At 52.0% G+C, this 20,415-nt stretch carries 26 protein-coding genes; 17 read left to right on the plus strand and 9 right to left on the minus strand.

What is annotated here, in order from left to right; all coding sequences use genetic code 11:
• From FHW71_RS07025 to FHW71_RS07035, 3 genes are read right to left on the minus strand one after another with little or no spacing between them, the layout of a single operon-like run.
• A complete protein-coding gene (locus FHW71_RS07025; protein WP_154153915.1) occupies positions 1–1,515 on the minus strand; it encodes a sugar ABC transporter ATP-binding protein in 1,515 nt (504 codons plus the stop codon).
• The gene (locus tag FHW71_RS07030) at positions 1,515–2,126 is read right to left on the minus strand and encodes a DUF2291 family protein (protein ID WP_179451220.1); all 612 of its coding nucleotides are present in this window, start codon (positions 2,124–2,126) and stop codon (positions 1,515–1,517) included. The genes FHW71_RS07025 and FHW71_RS07030 overlap by 1 nt, the downstream gene beginning before the upstream one ends.
• 13 nt (positions 2,127–2,139) lie before the next feature.
• Positions 2,140–3,081 (minus strand): D-ribose ABC transporter substrate-binding protein, encoded by a 942-nt coding sequence (locus tag FHW71_RS07035; RefSeq protein WP_061716792.1) that lies wholly within the window; start codon positions 3,079–3,081, stop codon positions 2,140–2,142.
• Between the two features lie 183 nt (positions 3,082–3,264).
• On the opposite strand from FHW71_RS07035, the gene FHW71_RS07040 reads away from it, so the two are divergent.
• Positions 3,265–4,215 (plus strand): sugar-binding transcriptional regulator, encoded by a 951-nt coding sequence (locus FHW71_RS07040; protein WP_179451222.1) that lies wholly within the window; start codon positions 3,265–3,267, stop codon positions 4,213–4,215.
• A 46-nt stretch (positions 4,216–4,261) separates the two neighbouring features.
• Here FHW71_RS07040 and emtA read toward each other — a convergent pair whose 3' ends face one another.
• A complete protein-coding gene (gene emtA, locus FHW71_RS07045) occupies positions 4,262–4,891 on the minus strand; it encodes a membrane-bound lytic murein transglycosylase EmtA (RefSeq protein WP_072093393.1) in 630 nt (209 codons plus the stop codon).
• 163 nt (positions 4,892–5,054) lie between these two features.
• Between emtA and ldcA the strand changes: the two genes are divergently transcribed.
• The gene (ldcA, locus tag FHW71_RS07050; RefSeq protein WP_179451224.1) at positions 5,055–5,978 is read left to right on the plus strand and encodes a muramoyltetrapeptide carboxypeptidase; all 924 of its coding nucleotides are present in this window, start codon (positions 5,055–5,057) and stop codon (positions 5,976–5,978) included.
• A gap of 23 nt (positions 5,979–6,001) precedes the next feature.
• Positions 6,002–6,676 (plus strand): MBL fold metallo-hydrolase, encoded by a 675-nt coding sequence (locus tag FHW71_RS07055; protein ID WP_179451226.1) that lies wholly within the window; start codon positions 6,002–6,004, stop codon positions 6,674–6,676.
• Position 6,677: 1 nt separating this feature from the next.
• Here the strand turns inward: FHW71_RS07055 and FHW71_RS07060 are convergent, their stop codons facing one another.
• Both FHW71_RS07060 and FHW71_RS07065 read right to left on the minus strand, forming a co-directional pair.
• Positions 6,678–7,061 carry a hypothetical protein gene (locus tag FHW71_RS07060; protein WP_008108188.1) on the minus strand — a complete coding sequence of 128 codons (384 nt, stop codon included), beginning with the start codon at positions 7,059–7,061 and terminating at the stop codon, positions 6,678–6,680.
• Between the two features lie 129 nt (positions 7,062–7,190).
• The gene (locus FHW71_RS07065; protein WP_008108187.1) at positions 7,191–7,370 is read right to left on the minus strand and encodes a hypothetical protein; all 180 of its coding nucleotides are present in this window, start codon (positions 7,368–7,370) and stop codon (positions 7,191–7,193) included.
• Positions 7,371–7,569: 199 nt separating this feature from the next.
• Here FHW71_RS07065 and FHW71_RS07070 point away from each other — a divergent pair, with 199 nt between their 5' ends.
• The 3 genes from FHW71_RS07070 (at position 7,570) to FHW71_RS07080 (ending at position 8,909) form a co-directional block, all read left to right on the plus strand.
• Positions 7,570–7,899 carry a hypothetical protein gene (locus FHW71_RS07070; RefSeq protein WP_179451228.1) on the plus strand — a complete coding sequence of 110 codons (330 nt, stop codon included), beginning with the start codon at positions 7,570–7,572 and terminating at the stop codon, positions 7,897–7,899.
• A gap of 61 nt (positions 7,900–7,960) precedes the next feature.
• A complete protein-coding gene (locus tag FHW71_RS07075) occupies positions 7,961–8,512 on the plus strand; it encodes a hypothetical protein (protein ID WP_179451230.1) in 552 nt (183 codons plus the stop codon).
• Between the two features lie 148 nt (positions 8,513–8,660).
• A complete protein-coding gene (locus tag FHW71_RS07080; RefSeq protein ID WP_007891510.1) occupies positions 8,661–8,909 on the plus strand; it encodes a CsbD family protein in 249 nt (82 codons plus the stop codon).
• Positions 8,910–8,937: 28 nt separating this feature from the next.
• On the opposite strand, the gene FHW71_RS07085 is transcribed toward FHW71_RS07080, so the two are convergent.
• Positions 8,938–9,132, minus strand: a complete 195-nt coding sequence (locus tag FHW71_RS07085) for a hypothetical protein (RefSeq protein ID WP_061716803.1) — start codon at positions 9,130–9,132, stop codon at positions 8,938–8,940.
• A 101-nt stretch (positions 9,133–9,233) separates the two neighbouring features.
• Positions 9,234–9,431, minus strand: a complete 198-nt coding sequence (locus FHW71_RS07090; protein ID WP_008108184.1) for a DUF6404 family protein — start codon at positions 9,429–9,431, stop codon at positions 9,234–9,236.
• A 270-nt stretch (positions 9,432–9,701) separates the two neighbouring features.
• On the opposite strand from FHW71_RS07090, the gene FHW71_RS07095 reads away from it, so the two are divergent.
• The 6 genes from FHW71_RS07095 to FHW71_RS07120 all read left to right on the plus strand — a co-directional run bounded on the left by FHW71_RS07095 (position 9,702) and on the right by FHW71_RS07120 (position 14,524).
• On the plus strand, positions 9,702–9,884 hold the full coding sequence (locus tag FHW71_RS07095; protein WP_179451786.1) for a type II toxin-antitoxin system HicA family toxin: 183 nt from the start codon (positions 9,702–9,704) through the stop codon (positions 9,882–9,884).
• A 40-nt stretch (positions 9,885–9,924) separates the two neighbouring features.
• Positions 9,925–10,320 (plus strand): type II toxin-antitoxin system HicB family antitoxin, encoded by a 396-nt coding sequence (locus FHW71_RS07100; RefSeq protein WP_154152625.1) that lies wholly within the window; start codon positions 9,925–9,927, stop codon positions 10,318–10,320.
• Positions 10,321–10,415: 95 nt separating this feature from the next.
• Positions 10,416–11,672 carry a mechanosensitive ion channel domain-containing protein gene (locus FHW71_RS07105; protein ID WP_179451232.1) on the plus strand — a complete coding sequence of 419 codons (1,257 nt, stop codon included), beginning with the start codon at positions 10,416–10,418 and terminating at the stop codon, positions 11,670–11,672.
• Positions 11,673–11,848: 176 nt separating this feature from the next.
• Positions 11,849–12,208: a GtrA family protein gene (locus FHW71_RS07110; RefSeq protein ID WP_008108178.1), complete on the plus strand. Its 360-nt coding sequence runs from the start codon at positions 11,849–11,851 to the stop codon at positions 12,206–12,208.
• Entirely contained in the window at positions 12,205–13,119 is a 915-nt protein-coding gene (locus FHW71_RS07115) for a glycosyltransferase family 2 protein (protein WP_179451234.1), read from the plus strand. The genes FHW71_RS07110 and FHW71_RS07115 overlap by 4 nt, the downstream gene beginning before the upstream one ends.
• A complete protein-coding gene (locus FHW71_RS07120) occupies positions 13,112–14,524 on the plus strand; it encodes a glucosyltransferase domain-containing protein (protein WP_179451236.1) in 1,413 nt (470 codons plus the stop codon). Before FHW71_RS07115 ends, FHW71_RS07120 begins: the two co-directional genes overlap by 8 nt.
• Before the next feature lie 85 nt (positions 14,525–14,609).
• On the opposite strand, the gene icd is transcribed toward FHW71_RS07120, so the two are convergent.
• Positions 14,610–15,860: an NADP-dependent isocitrate dehydrogenase gene (gene icd, locus FHW71_RS07125; protein WP_008108175.1), complete on the minus strand. Its 1,251-nt coding sequence runs from the start codon at positions 15,858–15,860 to the stop codon at positions 14,610–14,612.
• 110 nt (positions 15,861–15,970) lie between these two features.
• Here icd and rluE point away from each other — a divergent pair, with 110 nt between their 5' ends.
• From rluE to purB, 5 genes are read left to right on the plus strand one after another with little or no spacing between them, the layout of a single operon-like run.
• Entirely contained in the window at positions 15,971–16,630 is a 660-nt protein-coding gene (gene rluE / locus FHW71_RS07130) for a 23S rRNA pseudouridine(2457) synthase RluE (RefSeq protein ID WP_179451238.1), read from the plus strand.
• Positions 16,631–16,660: 30 nt separating this feature from the next.
• Positions 16,661–17,134 (plus strand): NUDIX hydrolase, encoded by a 474-nt coding sequence (locus FHW71_RS07135; RefSeq protein WP_179451240.1) that lies wholly within the window; start codon positions 16,661–16,663, stop codon positions 17,132–17,134.
• A gap of 42 nt (positions 17,135–17,176) precedes the next feature.
• A complete protein-coding gene (gene mnmA / locus FHW71_RS07140) occupies positions 17,177–18,289 on the plus strand; it encodes a tRNA 2-thiouridine(34) synthase MnmA (RefSeq protein ID WP_154194718.1) in 1,113 nt (370 codons plus the stop codon).
• A gap of 36 nt (positions 18,290–18,325) precedes the next feature.
• The gene (gene hflD / locus FHW71_RS07145; RefSeq protein WP_179451242.1) at positions 18,326–18,967 is read left to right on the plus strand and encodes a high frequency lysogenization protein HflD; all 642 of its coding nucleotides are present in this window, start codon (positions 18,326–18,328) and stop codon (positions 18,965–18,967) included.
• A 44-nt stretch (positions 18,968–19,011) separates the two neighbouring features.
• On the plus strand, positions 19,012–20,382 hold the full coding sequence (purB, locus tag FHW71_RS07150; protein WP_179451244.1) for an adenylosuccinate lyase: 1,371 nt from the start codon (positions 19,012–19,014) through the stop codon (positions 20,380–20,382).
• The last annotated feature ends 33 nt before the right edge of the window (positions 20,383–20,415 follow it).

Genomic DNA, 20,415 nt, shown 5'->3' on the forward strand with positions numbered 1-20,415 from the left:
TCAGAACCCTTGTGCGCTTGCTTTAACCAGCGCCGCCTCTTCCGCTTCAGCGCGCGGCAGGTCAGCAGTCAATTTGCCGCCGGACATCACAATGATGCGATCGGCAACGGCCATGATCTCTTTCAAATCAGAGGTGGAGAACACCACCGCAATGCCCTGCTCGGACAGCTTCACCATCATGCGGAACACTTCGCCTTTGGCCCCGACGTCGATGCCACGGCTTGGTTCATCCAACAGCAGCAAGCGCGGATTGGTCAACAGCGAACGGCCAATCACCACCTTTTGCTGATTGCCGCCGCTCAGCGCGCTGATGGCGACATCCGGCGAAGAAATTTTGATCGCCAGATTGCCGACGGTGCTGGTCACCACTTCGCGTTCCGCCTGCTCTGATATCACCGTGCGATGCGACAGACGCCGCCACAGGCTGGCGATGGTGAGATTGCTCGCCACCGATGAGATGGGAAAAATGCCCGAGCGTTTGCGATCTTCCGGCACCAGACTCATGCCCATACGGATACGTTCTGCGGTCGGCAGACGCGTCGGCAGCGGTTTGCTGTCGAGCCACAGCTTGCCGAGATAGTTACGCTGCGTGCCGAGCAAACACTCAAACAGCTCGGTGCGCCCCGCTCCCATCAATCCGTAAATGCCGACGATCTCTCCGGAACGCACCTGGAAGCTAACGTCATCTACCAGCGTGTTGCCGTTCGGGCTGACGCAGGTGATGTGTTCGGCTTCCAGCACCGGCGCACCAAACTGGCGGTCCGGCGGCAGAAAGGTGCCCACCGGTTCGCTACCCAGCATTTCACGTACGATCCACGGCACGTCGATATCGCTGACCTGCGCTTCGGCCTGAAAACGTCCGTCGCGCAGAATGGTGATCACATCGCCAATCGCCATCAGCTCCTCCAGCCGATGCGAGATATAGATGATGGAAACGCCCTGGCGCGTCAGTTCGCGGATCACCCGAAACAGAATTTCCACTTCGGTTTTACTCAGCGCCGAGGTCGGTTCATCGAGGATCAAAATGTCGGCGTCCTCCGCCAGTGCTTTGGCGATCTCCACCAGTTGCTGCTGGCCGACCTTCAGGCTGCCAACCTTCTCATCCGGTGAAATCGGCTGATCGAGGCGCTGCATCAGCGCGGCGGTGCGGCGTTTTTGCTCGACTTCATTGATGGGCCGGATGCCGCTTTGAATTTCGCGGCCGAGGAAAATATTCTCCGCCACGCTGAGGTTCTCAAACAGGTTGAGTTCCTGATGCACCATGCCAATGCCGTGGCGCGCGGCGTCTCGCGTGCTGTGAAACGCCACTTTGTTGCCATTGAGGAACATTTCTCCGCTGGTCGGCTGCTGCACGCCGGCGAGGATCTTCATTAGCGTCGATTTCCCCGCGCCGTTCTCGCCGATGATGACGTTGACTTTGCCGCGCCACACGCGGTAATCCACACGATCCAGCGCTAAGGTGCCGGGGAACAGCATTGACATCTGATTGGCCTGCAGAATGATCTCGTCGCTCATCATGGATTCCCCTGCTTCAGCTGAATCGCCACCACATCATCCACCGTGCCTGCGCCCATGCTGACGGCAAGCAGCGCCTGCGCCGGTTTGCCCACCCAGCTGGCATCCACCGCTGGCAACTGTTTCACCGCGTGGCGATTCAGCGCTTTGGTCAGCTGCGCGTACTGCACCTGATTGGTGAACTCTTCGAAGCGGAAACCGGCCGCATCGCGGATGGCGTTGCCGCGCAGCACCGGACCAATCAACACTTTCACCGGCTTGCCGTTGATGGTCATGGTGAGGCTGCGTTCCCGATCGTTGCTGTTATCAAACGCCGTCACCGTGCCCGCTGCGCGCACAAACACGCTCTCGCTGCCGCCGGCTTTGACGGTGTGGCTTTTGGTTTCCATATCTGCCCAGCTCAGCGCCTGCTTCTCAGCGGGCTGCTGCACGCGGCTGGCCCAGCTTGATTCCGCAATCTGCTGCGGCGTTTGATCGCTGTAGCCCGGTTTGGCGTTGGGATCTTTCGGCATGATGGGTTTGCCGTCGGCATCCAGATCCACCACGGTGCAGGCGGCTAACATCAGCGTCAGCAGCCCGATCAGCATGCCGCTCAGCGCTTTCCCCTTCATGCCGACCTCCATGTTATTGCGCCAGCTTGAAGGTTTTCAGCTTCGAGGCGTTGCTGTCGTCAATCAGCACGCAATCCATCAGCTGCTTCTCCTGTTTCTGCGCTTTGCCGTTCTTCAGGTAGTAATCCACCTGCTCAACGGCCATCTGCGCCTGATCCCAGCCCGGCTGCAGTACGGTGGCTTTGATGTTGCCTTTATTGAGGATGGAGTCGCGGGTGTAATCGCTGCCGTCGAAGCCGACCACAATCACATTGGTTTTGCCCGCCGCTTTCAACGCGGCTTCCGCACCGAGCGCCATGGTGTCGTTACCGGAGATTACGCCGACGATATTCGGGTTCTTCTGCAGGATGGTTTCCATGCGGCTGAAGGCTTCGGTCTGGCTCCAGTTGGCACTCTGCTGCGCCACCATTTTCAGATCGGGATAATCATCCAGTACGTCGTGATAACCCTGCGAACGCACGCCCGCATTGGTATCCGACTCTTTGCCCAGCAGCTCGACGTAATCCCCTTTGCCGTTGAGCAGTTTGGCGAACTTCTCGGCACCGAGCTGTGCGCCCTGATAGTTGTTGGAGACGATTTGCGCTACGGCAATGCCGGTTTTGTTGATTTCGCGGTCGATGAGGAAGGTAGGAATGCCGGCATCTTTCGCTTTCTGCACCGGGCCAACCGTGGCATCCGCACCGGCGTTATCGAGGATGATGGCTTTGGCTTTACGCGCGATGGCGGTTTCAATCAGCTGGTTTTGCTTATTCACGTCATCATCGTGCGAAGCCACCAGCGTGGTGTAACCGAGCGCTTTGGCTTTTTCCTGCGCGCCATCGGCTTCCGCTTTAAAGAACGGGTTGTCATGCGATGGCGTAATGATGGCCAGCAACCCCTTATCCGCCGCCAGCGACGCCGCCGAGATCATCATGATTGAAGCAAGTAGAGAGATTTTGAGGACAGAGGCTTTCATTTGTTATCTCCGATTGAATATATATTCAATTGCGATTTTATATGCATAATGACTATGCGCTGGCTTTCTGAGCACGTCCATTGCCCGATCCTCAAAAAGCGAAAACGATCACAAAATGTTCTGCGTTGTTATTTATGACCGGCTGATTAACAATACCAGGCAGGTTAAGAGAGAGAAAAAACCATGGCAAAACAGGATGAACAGCGGCTGATGGTGAAAATCGCCACGCTTTATTATGTGGAAGGCAGGAAGCAGTCCGACATTGCGCAGCTGCTGAAGCTGTCGCAATCCTTTGTGTCGCGCATCCTCAATCGCAGCGTGAAAGAAGGTGTGGTGAAGATCAGCGTGGTGCCGCCGGCCAATGTGTTCCCTGAGCTGGAAAAAGCCATTGAGCAGCTCTATCAACTGCCGCAGGTGATTGTGGTGGATGTGCCGGATCAGGCGTCGGCGTTGCAGATCAAACAGGCAATCGGTTCCGCTGCCGCGCACTATCTGGAAACGCGCGTGCGCGCCGATGAGCTGATCGGCATTTCTTCCTGGAGCGGCACGATTCGCGCGATGGTGGATGCGCTGCATCCGCTCAGCGCGCCGTGCAAAGGCGTGATTCAGCTGCTGGGCGGCGTGGGCGCCAACGGCAACGTGCAGGCCACGATTCTGACGCAGAATCTGGCGGCACTGCTGGATTGTCCGGCGTGGCTGCTGCCGTCGCAGTCGATCGAGCATTCGGTGCAGGATCGCCAGCGTTTGTCGGTTAATCCCGATGTCGCGGTGGTACTGGAGAAGTTTGATCAGGTGGATCTGGCGATTGTCGGCATTGGCGATCTTGAGCCTTCCGCCCTGCTACGCAACTCCGGCAACTATTACGACGGTGCGATGCTGCAAACGCTGGCCGAACGCGGCGCGGTGGGCGATATCTGCCTGCACTATTTTGACGCCGATGGTCAGCCAGTGCTCAGTGCAGAGGAAGATCCGGTGATTGGCATGGAGCTGGCGCAGGTGAAACGCTGTCCGCAGGTGGTGGCGTTAGCGGGCGGCAAAGAGAAAGCGCAGGCGATTCGTGGGGCGTTACGTGGTGGTTATGTGCAGGTGCTGATTGTGGATTATCCGACGGCGAGAGTGTTGGTGGAGGGTTAGTTTGGTGGGGTTGTTAAAAAGGTCGCCATGAATGGCGACCCTACATTCAACCGATGGTGCGGTAGGCGGTGGTGACTTTCCACAAATAACGCGGGGCCTGCGCCGCCGGATGTTTGTTCTGTACGTGCTGGTAAAACTCGTCCGGCGTCATCGAATTAATCATCGCAATCGCACGGTCGCGGTCACGCGAGAAGGTACGCAGCAAGGCGCCCGCGCCGTTGGCGTAGGAGACAATAGTGGCGTAGCGCAGCGTGAGCGGATCGCGAATCCCAGCTAATGCGGAGTCCTGCAAAATTTTCAGGTAGGCGGCGCCGATATCAATGTTCTTCGCCGGATCGCGCAGCTCGGAAGAGGATGGCTGACCATGACGGCCCTGGGTGCGATAAACTTCGCGGCCTGCAGTAGAGGCCTTAATTTGCATCAGACCGACCGCATTGGAACGGCTCACCACAGTGGGATTGCCTCCGGATTCGACACTAATAATGGCGCTGATTAACTTCTCATCAACGCCATAATGACTGGCGGCATCTTCGGTAAACATTGACCATGCATCATTCACTTTCGACGGCGGTGCCTGGGTCAAAGGCGTATTCTTCTCGGGCAGTGCCGGTTTTTCCGGCTCGCTTGAACAGCCAGCAAGCAGCAGTGCAGAAAGCATAAGTAGGCGAATTTTCACTGATTTTTGGTTCCGCAATAGGGTTGGCGCAAGCTATCATACCTGGCGCAGCGCGATGCAAAATTACCGTTTATCCTAAATCGGTAAAAAACCTTATGCTACCGTGACTTCGATAACGCATTTCGTCATCATCGGCAGGCCACTCTACAGCAGGATGGAAGTTATGGTTACTCCCCGCACGCTACGTCTTATCGCCCCTTCCGGTTATTGCCACAATCAGGACGCCGCCCAACGTGCGGTGCTTCGTTTACAGGCCGCAGGCCATCATCTTGAGAATCTCTCTGCCATCACCCGCCGCTTTCAACGCTTTGCTGGCAATGATGCGCAGCGGCTGAATGATATCAATGCGCTGGCTACGCTGGAGGCGCTGCCTGATATCGTGCTGGCGGTGCGTGGCGGCTATGGCGCTTCACGTTTGCTGGATAAGATCGATTATGTTGGTCTGCAACGTCGATTGCTCAATCAACCGGTGGCGCTGTGCGGCCACAGCGATTTCACCGTGCTGCAGCTGGCGTTGCTGGCGCAAATCGGCCTGATTACCTTTAGCGGTCCGATGCTGGCCGGTAACTTTGGTGCAGAGGCATTATCTGATTTTACCGAGTCGCACTTTTGGCAAACGCTAACTTCACCTACAGTCAATCTAAGCTGGCCGAGCACAAGCCCGGATCACGGCCGCTGGCAAGGCACCTTGTGGGGTGGCAATTTAGCGATGATTTGCTCGCTGATTGGTACGCCGTGGATGCCGCAAATCGAAGGCGGGATTCTGGTGATCGAAGATGTGAACGAACATCCGTTCCGCATCGAACGCATGCTGATTCAGCTGCAGCAGAGTGGCATTTTGTCGCGCCAGCAAGCGATTATTACCGGCAGTTTCACCAGCACCTCGCTGTCGGCGTATGACAACGGTTTTGATTTTGCCACCGTGTGGCAGCGCATCCGTGACGAGTTTCAGATTCCGGTGATTAGCGATCTGGCTTTTGGACACGATGCTGATACCGTGACGCTGCCGCTGGGTGCCAGCGCCACGTTGCAGATTGAGAATGGAGAAGCACAGTTCGCCTTCACCGGCCACCCGACATTGCGCTAACGTTTTGCCGCAGGAGACCGACAATGAAGCCACTGTACGACGACTTGTGGATCTCCACGCCAGAATTCCCCGCCGAAGAGACGGCGAATGATTTAATGATGCATGGCTTTATGCTGTGCCACCCACGCGGCAATTTATTGATTGGTCGCGTGGAGCATCCACTCGATCATGAATTCCTCAACGATGCCGGCGGCGTGATTCGCCACTATTTGACCCACTGGCATGAAGCCGCACCGGGCGCGATCGCCATTCAGCAGCGCTTTAATAGTGCGCTCTATTGTCACAGTCGTTCGCTGGGACCGGTTAGTTTAGTGATTGAGCCTGACGAAACCTTTACCCAACAAGAGACACACTTCGGCGATTTCCACCTGTTGCCGACGCCCGGACATACGCCTGGCAGCAGTAGCTATCTGTATCACTCGCCGCTTGGCCAGACTTATCTGTTTGTCGGCGATACGCTGACCCGCGACTACAATCGCTGGATCAGCGTGCTAATGCCAGACAGTAATCCCACCGAACTGCAGCAGTCGCTGGAGCTTTATCGCTCATTGCGTCCCGATGTGGTTTTGATGAGCACCACGCGTGGACATCTGTCGTGGGCCAAAGTGAATTTGCAGAGCTGGCTGGCAGCCATCGATGAGGCAGAACAATCACCGCTGGATTTGCGCCAACGGCAACTGATCAAACAGGGTTATTAACTCACGAGTTTGGACGCGCGCTGTCGTCGTAACGTTCCAGCGACAGAATCTGTGCATCGCGCTTATCGGTACGGCTGCAGGGCAATAGCTTGTTGCTATTAGCGTAGACGAAGAAGGTTTCATCGTTATTTTTATTCACGATTAACTGATCGCCATTACGAAAACGGGTGATGGCAACTTTGTCACCGCCTTTCAGGCTGGTGCGCTGCTGACCAGCAGCGATCTGGAAGTGGCGCGTCGGCCACATTAAGGTACTCAAACCATACTCGGCACGCGATACCGTCATGGTGGGACGGCCGGGACAGGTAATTTGATATTCGGTTTCGCTCCAGGCGGGCGCAATCTGACAAGCCAGCACGCCAACGGCCATAACTATCGCCTTCATTGGGTTCTCCGCTGAGGTTAAATGATGATTTCGTGGAGTGATTTGCCTTGCTGCTGCATTCCATGAACGTTATCTAACAGCAGCAAAGCCTGGTACATCAAACGTGGCGAAATTTCGCGGGAGCAGGAACTACTCAGCAGCCACTTGCGCCGCGACCAACATCAATGCCAGCCCGGCCTCTTCGGCTTCAAAACGCTGCATCACTTCCTGAATGGCCGCTACGCAGTTCATTACCTGCTTCTTTTTGTCGGCTTCTAATTTGTCGATCGCGTGCTGAAGAATCATTAAACTCGCTTCTTCTTCTTTCATTAATTTACCCTTGTTTTGCTTACCCGGTGCGCAACGCTGGCAAGAATACCGTTTCTCTGCTAGTAAAGTCACCCCTTTACATTCCTTCCGCTTAACGATTATACAAATGACAAATGGGAAGCAGCGCCAGACCTGCTATGATCCACTTATCAGTACGCATTGGCGTGCCATTGCAAACCAGGGAATGAAGCAGGTGCTCATGTGGCGAATCACGGTTGTACTCACCCTTTTAGTTTTAGCTGGCTGCAGTTCCGCACCGAAAGGTGTCGACTGTCCGGGCGAAGTGTCGACGATTTATGGACAATCGATGGGCAATACGCAGGCGCGCATCTTTGATTTGGTGAACGCCTTCGCCGTCTCGCGCGAAGGCGTGAAGGTGCAAAGCGGCACGCTGCACTCCACCGATCGCTTTCAGTACGTGCCTTCGGCCATCACCGCAGAAGGCTTCTACGCGCAACGGCTGTCTGATAAACAGTTCCGCCTGATCAATCCCTATCAGAACACCATGATCACCTGGACGTGCCCATAAGCCGTGCGTCGCAGTGCGAGATGGTTTATTGTCTGACCATCTCACGCTGCGGACCTGCCTGATGGAAAAGAGTCTGGATAACAACGGCTATGTCGATTTCCCCTTCCCGGCCAGCACCAATGCGGATGGCTCGGTGAATCCTTGTGGATTCGACCTGACGCTGGAAACCGATCGTATTGATGAGATTACCGCCGGTAAACATTCCGAAAATATGCGGCGTCTACTGGAAGAGGTCAATTTGCAGGAGGGCTTGTTTATGACGCTGGCCTGCGACTGGCAGCAGCGTGACGACGGCGTGTGCGGCTTTATCGATGTGGCATTTCGTCCGACGACTGCAGGCTTTAACACGGAAGAGACACAAAGCCTCGATCAGGCGTTTGAAATCTACCTCAGCCGACAAGAGAAGCAGCACAATATGCAGAGCGGCACGCTGATCAATTATGCGCGTGCCGTGTTGGATTGGGGTTGGTCACCGCTGCAGCAGCGCCACATGCGTTATGAAAAAGTGACCTTGCGCTATTACTGCCAGCAGGCTGACGATGCCGAATGGTGTTTTGATCATCTGCGTCACTTCCTTGTGAGCTGGTATCCGGCTTATCGCGGAAAGCCCTAGTTCAGACTATTGCGTCCCGCCTTTCTGCTGCGCGCAGAATTTTTGCGTACTGCAAACTGCTGTTACAACCTTTACCGCTGCGTCATTTGCTGCCTGCAGTTTCTCTGACTACGCTTTACAGGACATTCACCACGATCAGGGAGTAATTATGAGCGACAAAGCGGAAGCAAAATTGAATGAAGCGGCAGGTGCCGTTCAGGAAAAATTTGGCGAATTCACCGGTTCACGCCGTCAGCAAGCCAAAGGTGCGGCACGTCGTTATCCGGCTCAGGCCAGCTATGCGGTTCAGGATGCAGCGGATTGTGTGGTGAAATCGGTACGCGATAATCCCGCGACCGGCCTGGCAGTTGCAGCCAGCATTGGTGTGATTGTCGGTTTTCTGCTCGGACGTAAGTAATCTGTAAATGGGGCCTTAAGGCCCCAATTTATTGGCGATGTCCAACATCCTCAACGCGTTCCTGAATATGCTCATCCGGCGTTTCAGCCACATCTGCAGTGCTGTTTTCCATCTTCAAATGACGTTCGTGCGGCATGGTGAGCGTAATTAAGCCTGAAGGCTGGGCGCAAGCAGCCACGGACAGCAGCAGAAAAAACCACGCAGCGATAACCTTCTTTCCCATCGTTTTCTTACCAGCAAGCTGAGATATGTCGGCTCAGATTGCCCGAATCAATGCAAATCAGCGTCAACTTGCCGCAAAGCTGTGTAGTCAGTTGTGTACAACTAAACTTGCGCGCGCCGTGCTTTGTATCGCGCAACCATGGTCATCAGCGCCTGATAAATTAATCCCGCATACAAGCTCATCACGATCACCATGCCGATCTCTTTGCCCTGCGCCTGCCACGAAACAAACCACATAAAAATGCCCCACAACAGGGAAAAAATCAGCCAGCCTTTGACAAACTTGATTACACCTTGCATACCACCTCCTGAATCGTAAGCGCTGAAGATAGCGGTTTAGTCTTTAATACACACTGCCATCAGCACGTAAATGTTAACTGATTCAAACTTCCATGAAGTGAATTGTAAAGCAACGCAAAGTGATAGGAATACGCTGCACATATTGCAATTTAGCTCTGCCGCAACTTTGACGTCATCAGGTTAACTTAAGCGCGGTTAAGCACGCCATAGGCAAGGTAGGACGATTGCACAGGTGTGTATCGTGTGTATAATTTGATGGCAGGGATGGCGATGAAAAGCTCTGAGCTAATTAAAATGCTGGTGAACACCGGATGGAGTATTGAAAGAATCAAAGGCAGTCATCATCAGTTCTCCCATCCTGATTTCAGTTATCTCATCACTGTTCCGCACCCGCGAAAGGACCTAAAAACAGGAACGCTGATGCAGATTTTGAAGGATGCCAAACTTAAATAGCGCGATAACGCCCTACTAAACTCAGCCACAGGTGAAAATTATGTTGTATCCCGCCTTTGTTGAAATTGATGTTGATGGCTCTGCCAGCGGTTTCTTCCCTGACGTAACCGGCTGCTACTTTGCTGGAGATACGCCAGAGCATACCCTTTACGATGCCCAGTCTGCGCTGAGTGCGCATTTTGAATTAATGGCAGAGAAAAGCATGCTCATTCCCGAACCTTCGCAGAATTGGATCACCGATTTTAGCCAGACAGGAATTTGGATTTATGTTGAGATCGATATTACGCGTTATCTGGGTAAATCTGAGCGCATCAACATCACTATGCCGAACTTGTTGATTGAGAAGATAGATCAGGCCGTGGGGAATGATGCGCGCTATAACAGCCGCAGCCACTTTCTTGCTGAAGCCGCGCGTAAAGCGTTATCACACTCTTAACGTGTCACTAACAACGCCTTTGCGCACACGTAGCATATCGCCTTTGGCGCGTTTATGTTTGAATTCCCGCCAACACTGTCCGGCATGTGGTTGAAATGAATTATTTAAGCAAGATACAAAGTTTTATTGAGGGCAACACGGTGCTGTCGGCCGCATTTAGCCTGGTGTTACTGATGTTTGCCGGCATGATCGCCCATCTGATCTGTAAATTCTTTATTGTGAAGGTGGTCAGGAAGGTGTTCTTCAGCACGCACAAGAATCAGGTGCCTCTGGATAAGGACGTCAGGCTGTCGGAGAAGCTCTCTAACTTTATCCCGGTGATCACGGTCTACTATCTGCTGCAGTTTATGCCAGATTTACCAGAGCATCTGTTGATTGCGATAAAGACTATCTGCGGCATCCTGTTCTTTGTGTATTTATCGCTGTTCTTTACCGAAGTGCTGGAGATCGTTAATAACTCCTATTCGAAAAAAGCCAAACGTAAGAATCACTCGATCAAGGGTTATATCCAGGTCGGCAAGATTCTGGTGCACATTATTTCAGCGATCATGATTCTGGCGATTATGTCGAATAAATCACCGGTGATTATTATCTCCAGTTTGGGTGCGGTAGCGGCGGTGTTAATGTTGGTGTTCCAGCATACGCTGATGTCGCTGGTGGCCAATATTCAGGTGTCCTCTAACGATGTGTTGCAACTCGGTGACTGGATTGAGATGCCTGACAATGGCATTAGTGGCGAAGTGATCGATATCGCGCTGCATACCATCACCATTCGCAATTGGGACAATACCCTGTCGCGCATCCCGACCAAAAACTTCCTCACCGAAACCTACACCAACTGGCAGGCGATGTTCTCCTCCGGCGCGCGCCGCATTATGCGCAGTTTCCATCTTGATCAGATGTCGATTCGTTTTCTCGATCACGATATGGTGCAGCAGATGAGCCAAATTCGCGGTGTCAGTGAGCAACTCTCGGCGCTGATGGATGGTCGCGACAGCAATGCAGTGGGCGAACGCTGGTTTGCCGAAAACGGCATCACCAATCTCACGGTGTTTCGTAAATACCTGACGGCGTGGCTATCGCAGCGCGACGATATCAAGAAAGATATGTATATCGTGGTACGCGCCATGAAGCCTTCACCCGAGGGCTTGCCGGTGGAGGTTTATTGTTTCACCTCGTCAGTGCTGTGGGTGGATTACGAGGATTCTCAATCGGCCATTTTTGAGTATATCTACGCGATTGTCGGCCACTTCTCGCTGCGGATGTATCAGCAGCCGGGCGGTAGTGATTTCTGGCGGCTGTCGCAGGAGCGAGCTCAGGTGGCAAAATCCAATGAGCAGCAAATCGATTGATGCAATAAAAAACGGGAGCCACTGGCTCCCGTTTCTTTAATGTTCGTAAGCCAATGGCTTTCGCTAATGACATGTTGGTGAGAACAATGCTTTTACAACTTTATTTGTTGTGAGCCTCCATGTAAAATTCCCCACTATTTTTAAAATAATGATGTCCTCATGGCTAACATTTCACTATGTTGAAATTATTCTCACGTTTTTTATCAGTAGGCATCATTAACACCTTGATCCATTGGATGGTGTTTGCAGCCCTGTATTCTCTGAATACCCGCCAGTGGCTGGCTAATCTGTTGGCTTTCATTGTCGCCGTAACATTTTCATTTTTTGCTAACGCACGCTGGACGTTTAAAGCCGAAGCGACAACTTTCCGCTATGTCATCTTTGTTGCTTTTATGGGCATGATGGCCGCAGGTATTGGCAGTTTCGCCGATCATACGCATATTAATCCGATTATCACGCTTATCTCATTTTCCATAATAAGTCTGATATTCGGCTTCATCTATTCAAACTTTATTGTTTTTAGGGTGAAAAAATGAAAATTTCTCTGGTGGTGCCTGTCTTCAACGAAGAAGATGCAATTCCGGTTTTTTACCGGACCGTTAAAGAAAAGCTTTCTTCTTACAATCTTGAAATCATCTTTATTAATGATGGCAGTACTGATAGTACAGAACAGATTATTAAATCGCTTCAGAATAATGACGAATCTGTATTAGTCATCAATTTTATTCGTAACTTTGGTAAAGAAGCCGCGCTGCTCGCTGGACTTGAACATTCTAGTGGTGATGCAGTCATTCCGGTTGATGTTGATCTTCAGGATCCCATTGAAGTCATTCCTTTGCTGATAAATAAATGGCAAGAAGGCTGGCCGATTGTATTGGCCAAGCGCAATGATAGGCGTAGCGATAGTCGTTTTAAGCGAAAAACCGCTGCATGGTTTTACAAGTTACACAATAAAATCAGCTCACCAAAATTAGAAGAAAATGTTGGCGACTTTCGTTTACTTTCTCGCGCAACTGTCGAAAACATTAAGCAATTGCAGGAACGCAATCTGTTTATGAAAGGTCTTCTGAGTTGGGTAGAAGGTGATTCTGCCATCGTTGAATATAGTCGCCCAGCGCGCATTGCCGGAGAAGCAAAATTTAATGGATGGCGACTTTGGAATCTGGCTCTTGAAGGGCTTACCAGCTTTTCAACATTTCCGCTCAGAGTGTGGACCTATATTGGTTTTTTTGTCGCGTTCTTGTCGTTCGTTTATGGCGCATGGATGATTATTGATAAAATAATATGGGGAAATCCTGTTGCCGGATATCCGTCACTACTGGTTTCAATACTCTTTTTAGGTGGCATTCAGTTGATAGGAATAGGTGTATTAGGTGAATATATTGGCAGGATCTATATTGAAACCAAACATAGACCTCGATATATAAAAAAGGAATCAAATGACTAATATAGCCTGCAATAACTTTAAAATTTATTTTTTATTAGCCGTGGCCTTGCTCGCCAGTTATAGCCCTGTTTTTCTCTCGAGCTATGCTTTTTCGGATGATTGGTACTATCTGTTCAGCTCTCAGACTGATCCAGCCAGCATTTTTAAATGGGATGTTCTTTCAGGAAGGCCGGCCTACGGCGGTTTGCGCTATTTACTCTCATTCTTTATATCCAGTGTGGACTCGTTAATACTGTTAAGACTGCTATCCGTTTCTTCTCTTATCATACTAAGCTGTTACTTTTACAAATTTATCTCTGATAGAAATATTCTCAAAAATAATCTGCAGAGAGTGATATTCTCATTAACGATCTGTTTACTGCCCTCTTTCCAGGTATTCAACTCGTGGTCAGTATGTTTTCCTTTTGTCACCTCTATTATTCTTGCTGGATTGAGTTACTCAGCACTAACTACATTGCGCGGCATTTCAGGGATTATGTTATCAGCATTGCTGATCACGTGTTCCTTCGCTATTTATCAACCCACTGCAATGTGTTTCCTATTTTTTGCATTTATGGACACTTGCCTGACCTCCCGCAAAATTGAAAAAAAGGAACTCATTCGTACTTTCGCAATGATTTTCTTTGGTATGCTGATGGCATTAGTATTAGCTAAAGCCATCCCGCTCCTGTTATTCGGCGAGACACTTTCAAGAAGTAACATCACCATTGATCTTATAGGAAAGATTAAATGGTTCTTTGTAGAACCATTAAAAAATGCCATCTGTAATTATGACACCGGCAGAAAAGCACTCTCGATCATCATATCGCTAGGTTTTATCTTGATCGGATTGAAAAACATTAGCAAGAATGGCAAAGAAAAAGTATTTTTATCTTTCCTCTTCGCTGTTGCAGCAGTGACACCAAACTTGCTGGTGACAGAGAGTTGGGCGGCTTACCGTACTATCAGTGCGCTTTCGTTGATTACCACCTCTTGCTTCCTTATTGGGCTATTCTTTATTATCGATAAAATAAAATACTCAGGATTCATTTATCTTTTGCTTCCTGTTGCTGCAGGATGGCTTGCAGCCAGCAATATTAAAGATGGGTTTTCTTCACCTCAGCAAAAAGAGTATGCACTTTTACAGGCCGAAATCACTAAAGTGGTGCCAAAAGATTTCGATGGCACTCTTTATTACCGATTGAATACTGAGAATTTGCCAAAAATTGCAAAATCATCGAAATATGATGAGTTTGGTTCTTTATCTTTAGGCATGCCGTGGACATTTGCTGGTATGGCATACACCGTAAAGAAAGAAGCAGGTATGAATTTCACTCTTACGGAATCGCCAGTGATCACCGGAAACGACAACTGCCCAGGCAAGTGCATTATTATTGATGCTCAATCCGTACTGGCAATGAAATAAATTTTTAGCTGTAATAGTTGCTCATTTTAAAGCAAAAAAAACGGGAGCCATTGGCTCCCGTTATGCTTTCTGCCTGAGAGGCAAATTACATGTTGTTGATGATCGCGTCACCAAACTCTGAACATTTCAGCAGTTTAGCGCCGTCCATCAGACGTTCGAAATCGTAGGTCACGGTTTTGTTAGCGATAGCGCCTTCAACACCTTTAACGATTAAGTCAGCCGCTTCGAACCACTCCAGGTGACGCAGCATCATTTCTGCTGACAGGATTACTGAACCTGGGTTCACTTTATCCTGACCTGCATACTTAGGTGCTGTACCGTGCGTTGCTTCGAACAGGGCACATTCGTCACCGATGTTTGCGCCTGGTGCGATACCGATACCGCCAACCTGTGCCGCCAGGGCATCAGAGATGTAGTCACCGTTCAGGTTCATACAGGCGATCACGTCGTATTCAGCTGGACGCAACAGGATCTGCTGCAGGAAGGCATCCGCGATCACGTCTTTAACGATGATCTCTTTACCGGTGTTCGGGTTCTTGAATTTCATCCACGGGCCGCCATCGATCAGCTCGCCGCCGAACTCTTCTTTCACTAACTGGTAGCCCCAGTCTTTGAAAGAACCTTCGGTGAACTTCATGATGTTGCCTTTGTGAACCAGGGTCAGAGAATCACGATCGTTGGTGATGGTGTATTCAACTGCTGCGCGCACCAGACGTTTGGTACCCTCTTCCGAGCATGGCTTAACGCCGATACCGCACTGCTCAGGGAAGCGAATTTTCTTCACGCCCATCTCTTCGCGCAGGAACTTGATCACTTTATCCGCTTCTGGCGTGCCCGCCTTCCACTCGATACCGGCATAGATATCTTCTGAGTTTTCACGGAAGATCACCATGTCGGTTTCTTCAGGGCGTTTAACCGGGCTTGGAGTGCCTTTGTAGTAGCGAACCGGACGCAGACACACGTACAGATCCAGCTCCTGACGCAGTGCAACGTTCAGAGAACGAATACCGCCGCCAACTGGCGTAGTCAGTGGGCCTTTGATGGCAACGCGATATTCTTTGATTAAATCGAGGGTTTCCTGCGGCAGCCAGACGTCCTGGCCGTAAAGTTCTACTGATTTTTCACCAGTATAAATTTCCATCCAGGAAATTTTACGCTCGCCGTTGTAGGCTTTCTTCACAGCGGCATCAACCACTTTCAACATTACCGGGGAAACATCAACACCGATACCGTCACCTTCAATGTAAGGAATAATCGGGTTATTCGGAACTGTAAGTTTTCCCTGAGCCAGGGTGATTTTTTGACCTTCCGCCGGAACAACTACTTTGCTTTCCATCAACCTCTCCTTCGAGCGATTTTTTGTTAATGATTTGTAAGATGCGAGTCAATACTACTTGATTATTTCCGCTACGCCAATCACCGTAGTTTCGCGCTATAATGCGCCGAATGTTTCTGACTGCAAAGCCCATGCGAAAAACTTCTCAACGAATTCACCAGGATAAGCGTGCGAACTCCCCAGCACGTAAGCCCGTGCGCCGTGATACCCGTCCGAAAGGCCCAAGACGCGTCATACTCTTTAACAAACCCTTCGATGTTTTGCCGCAATTCAGTGATGAAGCCGGACGCCGCACGCTGAAAGATTTTGTGCCGGTAGGCGACGTTTATGCTGCGGGCCGCCTCGATCGCGACAGCGAAGGATTGATGGTTTTGACCAACGATGGCGCGCTGCAAGCCGCGCTGACGCAGCCTGGCAAGCGCACCGGAAAGGTCTATTTTGTGCAGGTGGAAGGCGCACCACAGGAATCAGATTTATCCCTGTTACGCAACGGCGTGACGCTCAACGACGGCCCAACGTTGCCGGCAGGCATCGAGTTAGTAGACGAGCCAGAGTGGCTGTGGCCGCGCCAGCCGCCGATTCGCGAGCGTAAGGCGATTCCCACCAGCTGGCTGAAAATCACCCTGTTTGAGGGCCGAAATCGCCAGGTGCGCCGCATGACGGCTCATATCGGTTTTCCGACGTTGCGTTTGATTCGCTTTGCGATGGGCGAACATCAGCTAGGCGATTTAACGCCCGGAGAATGGCGCGATATCAGCGCAGCCATTTAATAACTTTTAGTTAACAATTTCGGAGGAAGGATGTTTAAACCTCATGTAACGGTCGCCTGCATTGTGCAGGCACAGGGACATTTGCTGGTAGTCGAAGAGCGTGTGCACGGTCGTATTACCTGGAATCAGCCCGCTGGGCATCTTGAGGCCAATGAAACCCTGCTCGAAGCCGCCCAGCGTGAACTGTTTGAAGAGACCGGCATCGACGCCCATCCCGAATATTTCCTCGGCGTGCAGCAGTGGATTGCCCCAGACGATACACCTTTTGTGCGTTTCCTGTTTGGCCTCGATCTGGCCGAAAAAGTTGAAACCTCGCCGCACGATCGCGACATCGATTGCTGCTGGTGGCTGCCGCCAGAGCAGATTCTGACAGCTAATCGCCTGCGTTCACCACTAGTGGCAGAGAGCGTACGGCTGTGGCAACAGGGCGAGCGTTATCCGCTGCATCTGGTTGCGCCGTTCCAGTGGCCGTTTCATGAGGGTGCGCCCCCCGCTTCTGCATGATAGAATGCGCCGCCTGTTTTTATCGTAATTTAAGAGTGCGTCATGTCTGACAACAGCCAGAAAAAAGTGATCGTCGGAATGTCCGGCGGCGTCGATTCTTCCGTTTCCGCCTGGTTACTGCAGCAGCAGGGCTACCAGGTTGAAGGCCTGTTCATGAAGAACTGGGAGGAAGACGATGGCGAGGAGTATTGCACCGCCGCCGATGATCTGGCTGACGCACAAGCCGTGTGTGACAAACTCGGCATCAAACTGCACAAAATCAACTTCGCCGCCGAGTACTGGGATAACGTGTTCGAGCACTTCCTGGAAGAGTACAAAGCGGGCCGCACGCCGAATCCCGACATCCTGTGCAACAAAGAGATCAAGTTCAAAGCCTTCCTCGAATTCGCGGCGGACGATCTCGGCGCAGATTTCATCGCCACCGGCCACTACGTGCGCCGCCAGGATGTGGACGGTCAAAGCCGCCTGCTGCGCGGACTCGACGGCAACAAAGATCAAAGCTATTTCCTCTACACGCTCAGCCACCAGCAGATTGCGCAAAGCCTGTTCCCGGTTGGCGAACTGGATAAGCCGGAAGTACGCCGCATCGCTGAGCAGCTGGATCTGATCACCGCCAAGAAGAAAGATTCCACCGGCATCTGCTTTATCGGCGAGCGCAAATTCCGTGACTTCCTTGGTCGCTATCTGCCTGCCCAGCCGGGCGAAATCGAAACCGTTGACGGCGAAATCGTCGGTGAACATCAGGGCTTGATGTACCACACGCTCGGCCAGCGTAAAGGCCTGGGCATTGGCGGTCGTAAAGAGAGCAATGACGATCCCTGGTATGTGGTCGACAAAGATGTGGCGCGCAATCGTCTAATCGTGGCGCAAGGCGGCGAGCATCCGCGGCTGATGTCTGTAGGTTTGATTGCCCAACAGCTGCATTGGGTCGATCGCCAGCCGATTACCGCCTCGCTGCGCTGCACGGTGAAAACCCGCTATCGCCAGACTGACATTCCGTGTGAAATCATTCCGCACGGCGACGACCGTATTGAAGTCCGTTTTGACGAGCCGGTTGCGGCGGTCACGCCGGGCCAATCTGCCGTGTTTTATCTCGGTGAAGTGTGCCTCGGCGGCGGCATTATCGAACAACGCCTGCCTCTGGCAGAAGCCTAAGGTCGGCGCTGCCCGACGCGATGACAGGAGTTAAGCGTGGCTAAGAACTATTATGAGATTACACTTGCGCTGGCGGGCATATGCCAGGCTGCCCATGTGGTGCAACAGCTCGCGCAACAGGGACATTGCAATAACGCGGCACTGAATGTGTCGCTGCGCAGCCTGATCGATCTCAATCCCGGTTCAACGCTGGCGGTATTTGGCAACGACGAAGCCAATTTGAAGGTTGGATTAGAGACCTTAATGGCGGTGCTGAACAGCAGCAATCGTCAGGGCGCCAGCGCAGAACTGACGCGCTACACCTTAAGCATGATGGTGCTGGAGCGTAAGCTGCACGGTAATAAAACCGCGATGAACACGCTGGCACAGCGCATCGGCCAGCTTGACCGTCAACTGGCGCATTACGAACTGGAATCAGACACCATCACCAGCGCGATGGCCGGCATTTATGTCGATGTGATTAGCCCGTTGGGCCCGCGCATTCAGGTGACCGGTTCGCCGCAGGTATTACAGAATTCACAAGTGCAGAGTAAAGTGCGCGCCGCCCTGCTGGCCGGCATTCGCTCTGCGGTGTTATGGCAGCAGGTTGGCGGTGGCCGTCTGCAGCTGATGTTCTCGCGCCAGCGCTTGCTGAGCGAAGCCAAAACCATTTTATCCCGCCTGGGCCCGGCGTATTAAGCGCCGCCCCGGCATAATTGTTAAACGATTCAGGAGTTGCACTGATGGAATTATCCTCTCTGACCGCCGTTTCACCTGTCGATGGTCGTTACGGCGATAAAGTCAGCCCACTGCGCGCCATTTTCAGCGAGTTCGGTTTGCTGAAATTCCGCGTTGAGGTTGAGGTTCGCTGGTTACAAAAACTGGCTACGACTGTAGAGATCAAGGAAGTTCCTGCATTTGATGCCGACGCAAACGCTTTCCTTGATGCCATTGTCGCCAATTTCAGCGAAGAAGACGCGGCGCGTATCAAAACCATCGAGCGCACCACCAATCACGACGTCAAAGCCGTGGAATATTTCCTGAAAGAGAAAGTGGCCGATATCCCTGCGCTGCATGCGGTGTCTGAATTTATCCACTTCGCCTGCACCTCCGAAGATATCAATAACCTGTCGCACGCGCTGATGCTGGAAACGGCACGTCGTAATGTGATCGTGCCGTTCTGGAACAAACTGATCGATGCAGTTAAAGGTCTGGCGCACGAATACCGTGACATTCCGCTGCTGTCGCGCACCCACGGCCAGCCAGCAACGCCGTCAACTATGGGTAAAGAGATGGCGAACGTGGCGTATCGTCTGGAACGCCAGTTGCGTCAGTTGAGCAAGATTGAAGTGCTGGGTAAAATCAACGGTGCGGTCGGCAACTACAACGCCCACATCTCGGCTTATCCGGAAGTGGACTGGCACCAGCTGAGCGAGCAGTTTGTCACCTCGCTGGGCATTACCTGGAACCCGTACACCACGCAGATCGAGCCACACGATTACATCGCTGAACTGTTTGATTGCATCGCGCGTTTCAACACCATTCTGATCGACTTTGATCGTGATATTTGGGGCTACGTCGCACTCAATCACTTCAAGCAGAAAACCATCGCCGGTGAAATCGGTTCGTCTACTATGCCGCACAAAGTAAACCCGATTGACTTCGAAAACTCCGAAGGCAACCTCGGCCTGGCTAATGCGATGATGCAGCATCTGGCGAGCAAACTGCCGGTTTCACGCTGGCAGCGCGACCTGACCGACTCCACCGTGCTGCGTAACCTTGGCGTCGGTATCGGTTATGCGCTGATCGCCTATCAAGCTACGCTGAAAGGCATCTCTAAGCTGGAAGTGAACCGCGATCGTCTGCTGGACGAACTGGACCATAACTGGGAAGTGCTGGCTGAGCCGATCCAAACCGTGATGCGTCGTTACGGCATTGAAAAACCGTACGAGAAGCTGAAAGAGCTGACGCGCGGTAAACGCGTTGATGCCGCCGGCATGCAGACCTTTATCGATAGCCTCGAGCTGCCGGAAGAGGAAAAAGTGCGTCTGAAGCAGATGACGCCAGCCAACTACCTCGGCCGTGCGATTCAGATGGTTGATGATTTGAAGTAATGTATCAACCAGGCGCGCTTAGCGCGCCTGGTT

Source organism: Enterobacter sp. Sphag1F (assembly GCF_014193275.1).
GTDB classification, from domain to species: Bacteria; Pseudomonadota; Gammaproteobacteria; order Enterobacterales; family Enterobacteriaceae; genus Pantoea; species Pantoea symbiotica.

Coding starts and splice junctions, on each gene's coding strand:
- FHW71_RS07025 (WP_154153915.1), bottom strand. CDS start 1,515: ATGAGCGACGAGATCATTCTGCAGGCCAATCAGATGTCAATGCTGTTC.
- FHW71_RS07030 (WP_179451220.1), bottom strand. CDS start 2,126: ATGAAGGGGAAAGCGCTGAGCGGCATGCTGATCGGGCTGCTGACGCTG.
- FHW71_RS07035 (WP_061716792.1), bottom strand. CDS start 3,081: ATGAAAGCCTCTGTCCTCAAAATCTCTCTACTTGCTTCAATCATGATG.
- FHW71_RS07040 (WP_179451222.1), top strand. CDS start 3,265: ATGGCAAAACAGGATGAACAGCGGCTGATGGTGAAAATCGCCACGCTT.
- ldcA (WP_179451224.1), top strand. CDS start 5,055: ATGGTTACTCCCCGCACGCTACGTCTTATCGCCCCTTCCGGTTATTGC.
- FHW71_RS07055 (WP_179451226.1), top strand. CDS start 6,002: ATGAAGCCACTGTACGACGACTTGTGGATCTCCACGCCAGAATTCCCC.
- FHW71_RS07060 (WP_008108188.1), bottom strand. CDS start 7,061: ATGAAGGCGATAGTTATGGCCGTTGGCGTGCTGGCTTGTCAGATTGCG.
- FHW71_RS07065 (WP_008108187.1), bottom strand. CDS start 7,370: ATGAAAGAAGAAGAAGCGAGTTTAATGATTCTTCAGCACGCGATCGAC.
- FHW71_RS07070 (WP_179451228.1), top strand. CDS start 7,570: ATGTGGCGAATCACGGTTGTACTCACCCTTTTAGTTTTAGCTGGCTGC.
- FHW71_RS07075 (WP_179451230.1), top strand. CDS start 7,961: ATGGAAAAGAGTCTGGATAACAACGGCTATGTCGATTTCCCCTTCCCG.
- FHW71_RS07080 (WP_007891510.1), top strand. CDS start 8,661: ATGAGCGACAAAGCGGAAGCAAAATTGAATGAAGCGGCAGGTGCCGTT.
- FHW71_RS07085 (WP_061716803.1), bottom strand. CDS start 9,132: ATGGGAAAGAAGGTTATCGCTGCGTGGTTTTTTCTGCTGCTGTCCGTG.
- FHW71_RS07090 (WP_008108184.1), bottom strand. CDS start 9,431: ATGCAAGGTGTAATCAAGTTTGTCAAAGGCTGGCTGATTTTTTCCCTG.
- FHW71_RS07095 (WP_179451786.1), top strand. CDS start 9,702: ATGAAAAGCTCTGAGCTAATTAAAATGCTGGTGAACACCGGATGGAGT.
- FHW71_RS07100 (WP_154152625.1), top strand. CDS start 9,925: ATGTTGTATCCCGCCTTTGTTGAAATTGATGTTGATGGCTCTGCCAGC.
- FHW71_RS07105 (WP_179451232.1), top strand. CDS start 10,416: ATGAATTATTTAAGCAAGATACAAAGTTTTATTGAGGGCAACACGGTG.
- FHW71_RS07110 (WP_008108178.1), top strand. CDS start 11,849: ATGTTGAAATTATTCTCACGTTTTTTATCAGTAGGCATCATTAACACC.
- FHW71_RS07115 (WP_179451234.1), top strand. CDS start 12,205: ATGAAAATTTCTCTGGTGGTGCCTGTCTTCAACGAAGAAGATGCAATT.
- FHW71_RS07120 (WP_179451236.1), top strand. CDS start 13,112: ATGACTAATATAGCCTGCAATAACTTTAAAATTTATTTTTTATTAGCC.
- icd (WP_008108175.1), bottom strand. CDS start 15,860: ATGGAAAGCAAAGTAGTTGTTCCGGCGGAAGGTCAAAAAATCACCCTG.
- rluE (WP_179451238.1), top strand. CDS start 15,971: ATGTTTCTGACTGCAAAGCCCATGCGAAAAACTTCTCAACGAATTCAC.
- FHW71_RS07135 (WP_179451240.1), top strand. CDS start 16,661: ATGTTTAAACCTCATGTAACGGTCGCCTGCATTGTGCAGGCACAGGGA.
- mnmA (WP_154194718.1), top strand. CDS start 17,177: ATGTCTGACAACAGCCAGAAAAAAGTGATCGTCGGAATGTCCGGCGGC.
- purB (WP_179451244.1), top strand. CDS start 19,012: ATGGAATTATCCTCTCTGACCGCCGTTTCACCTGTCGATGGTCGTTAC.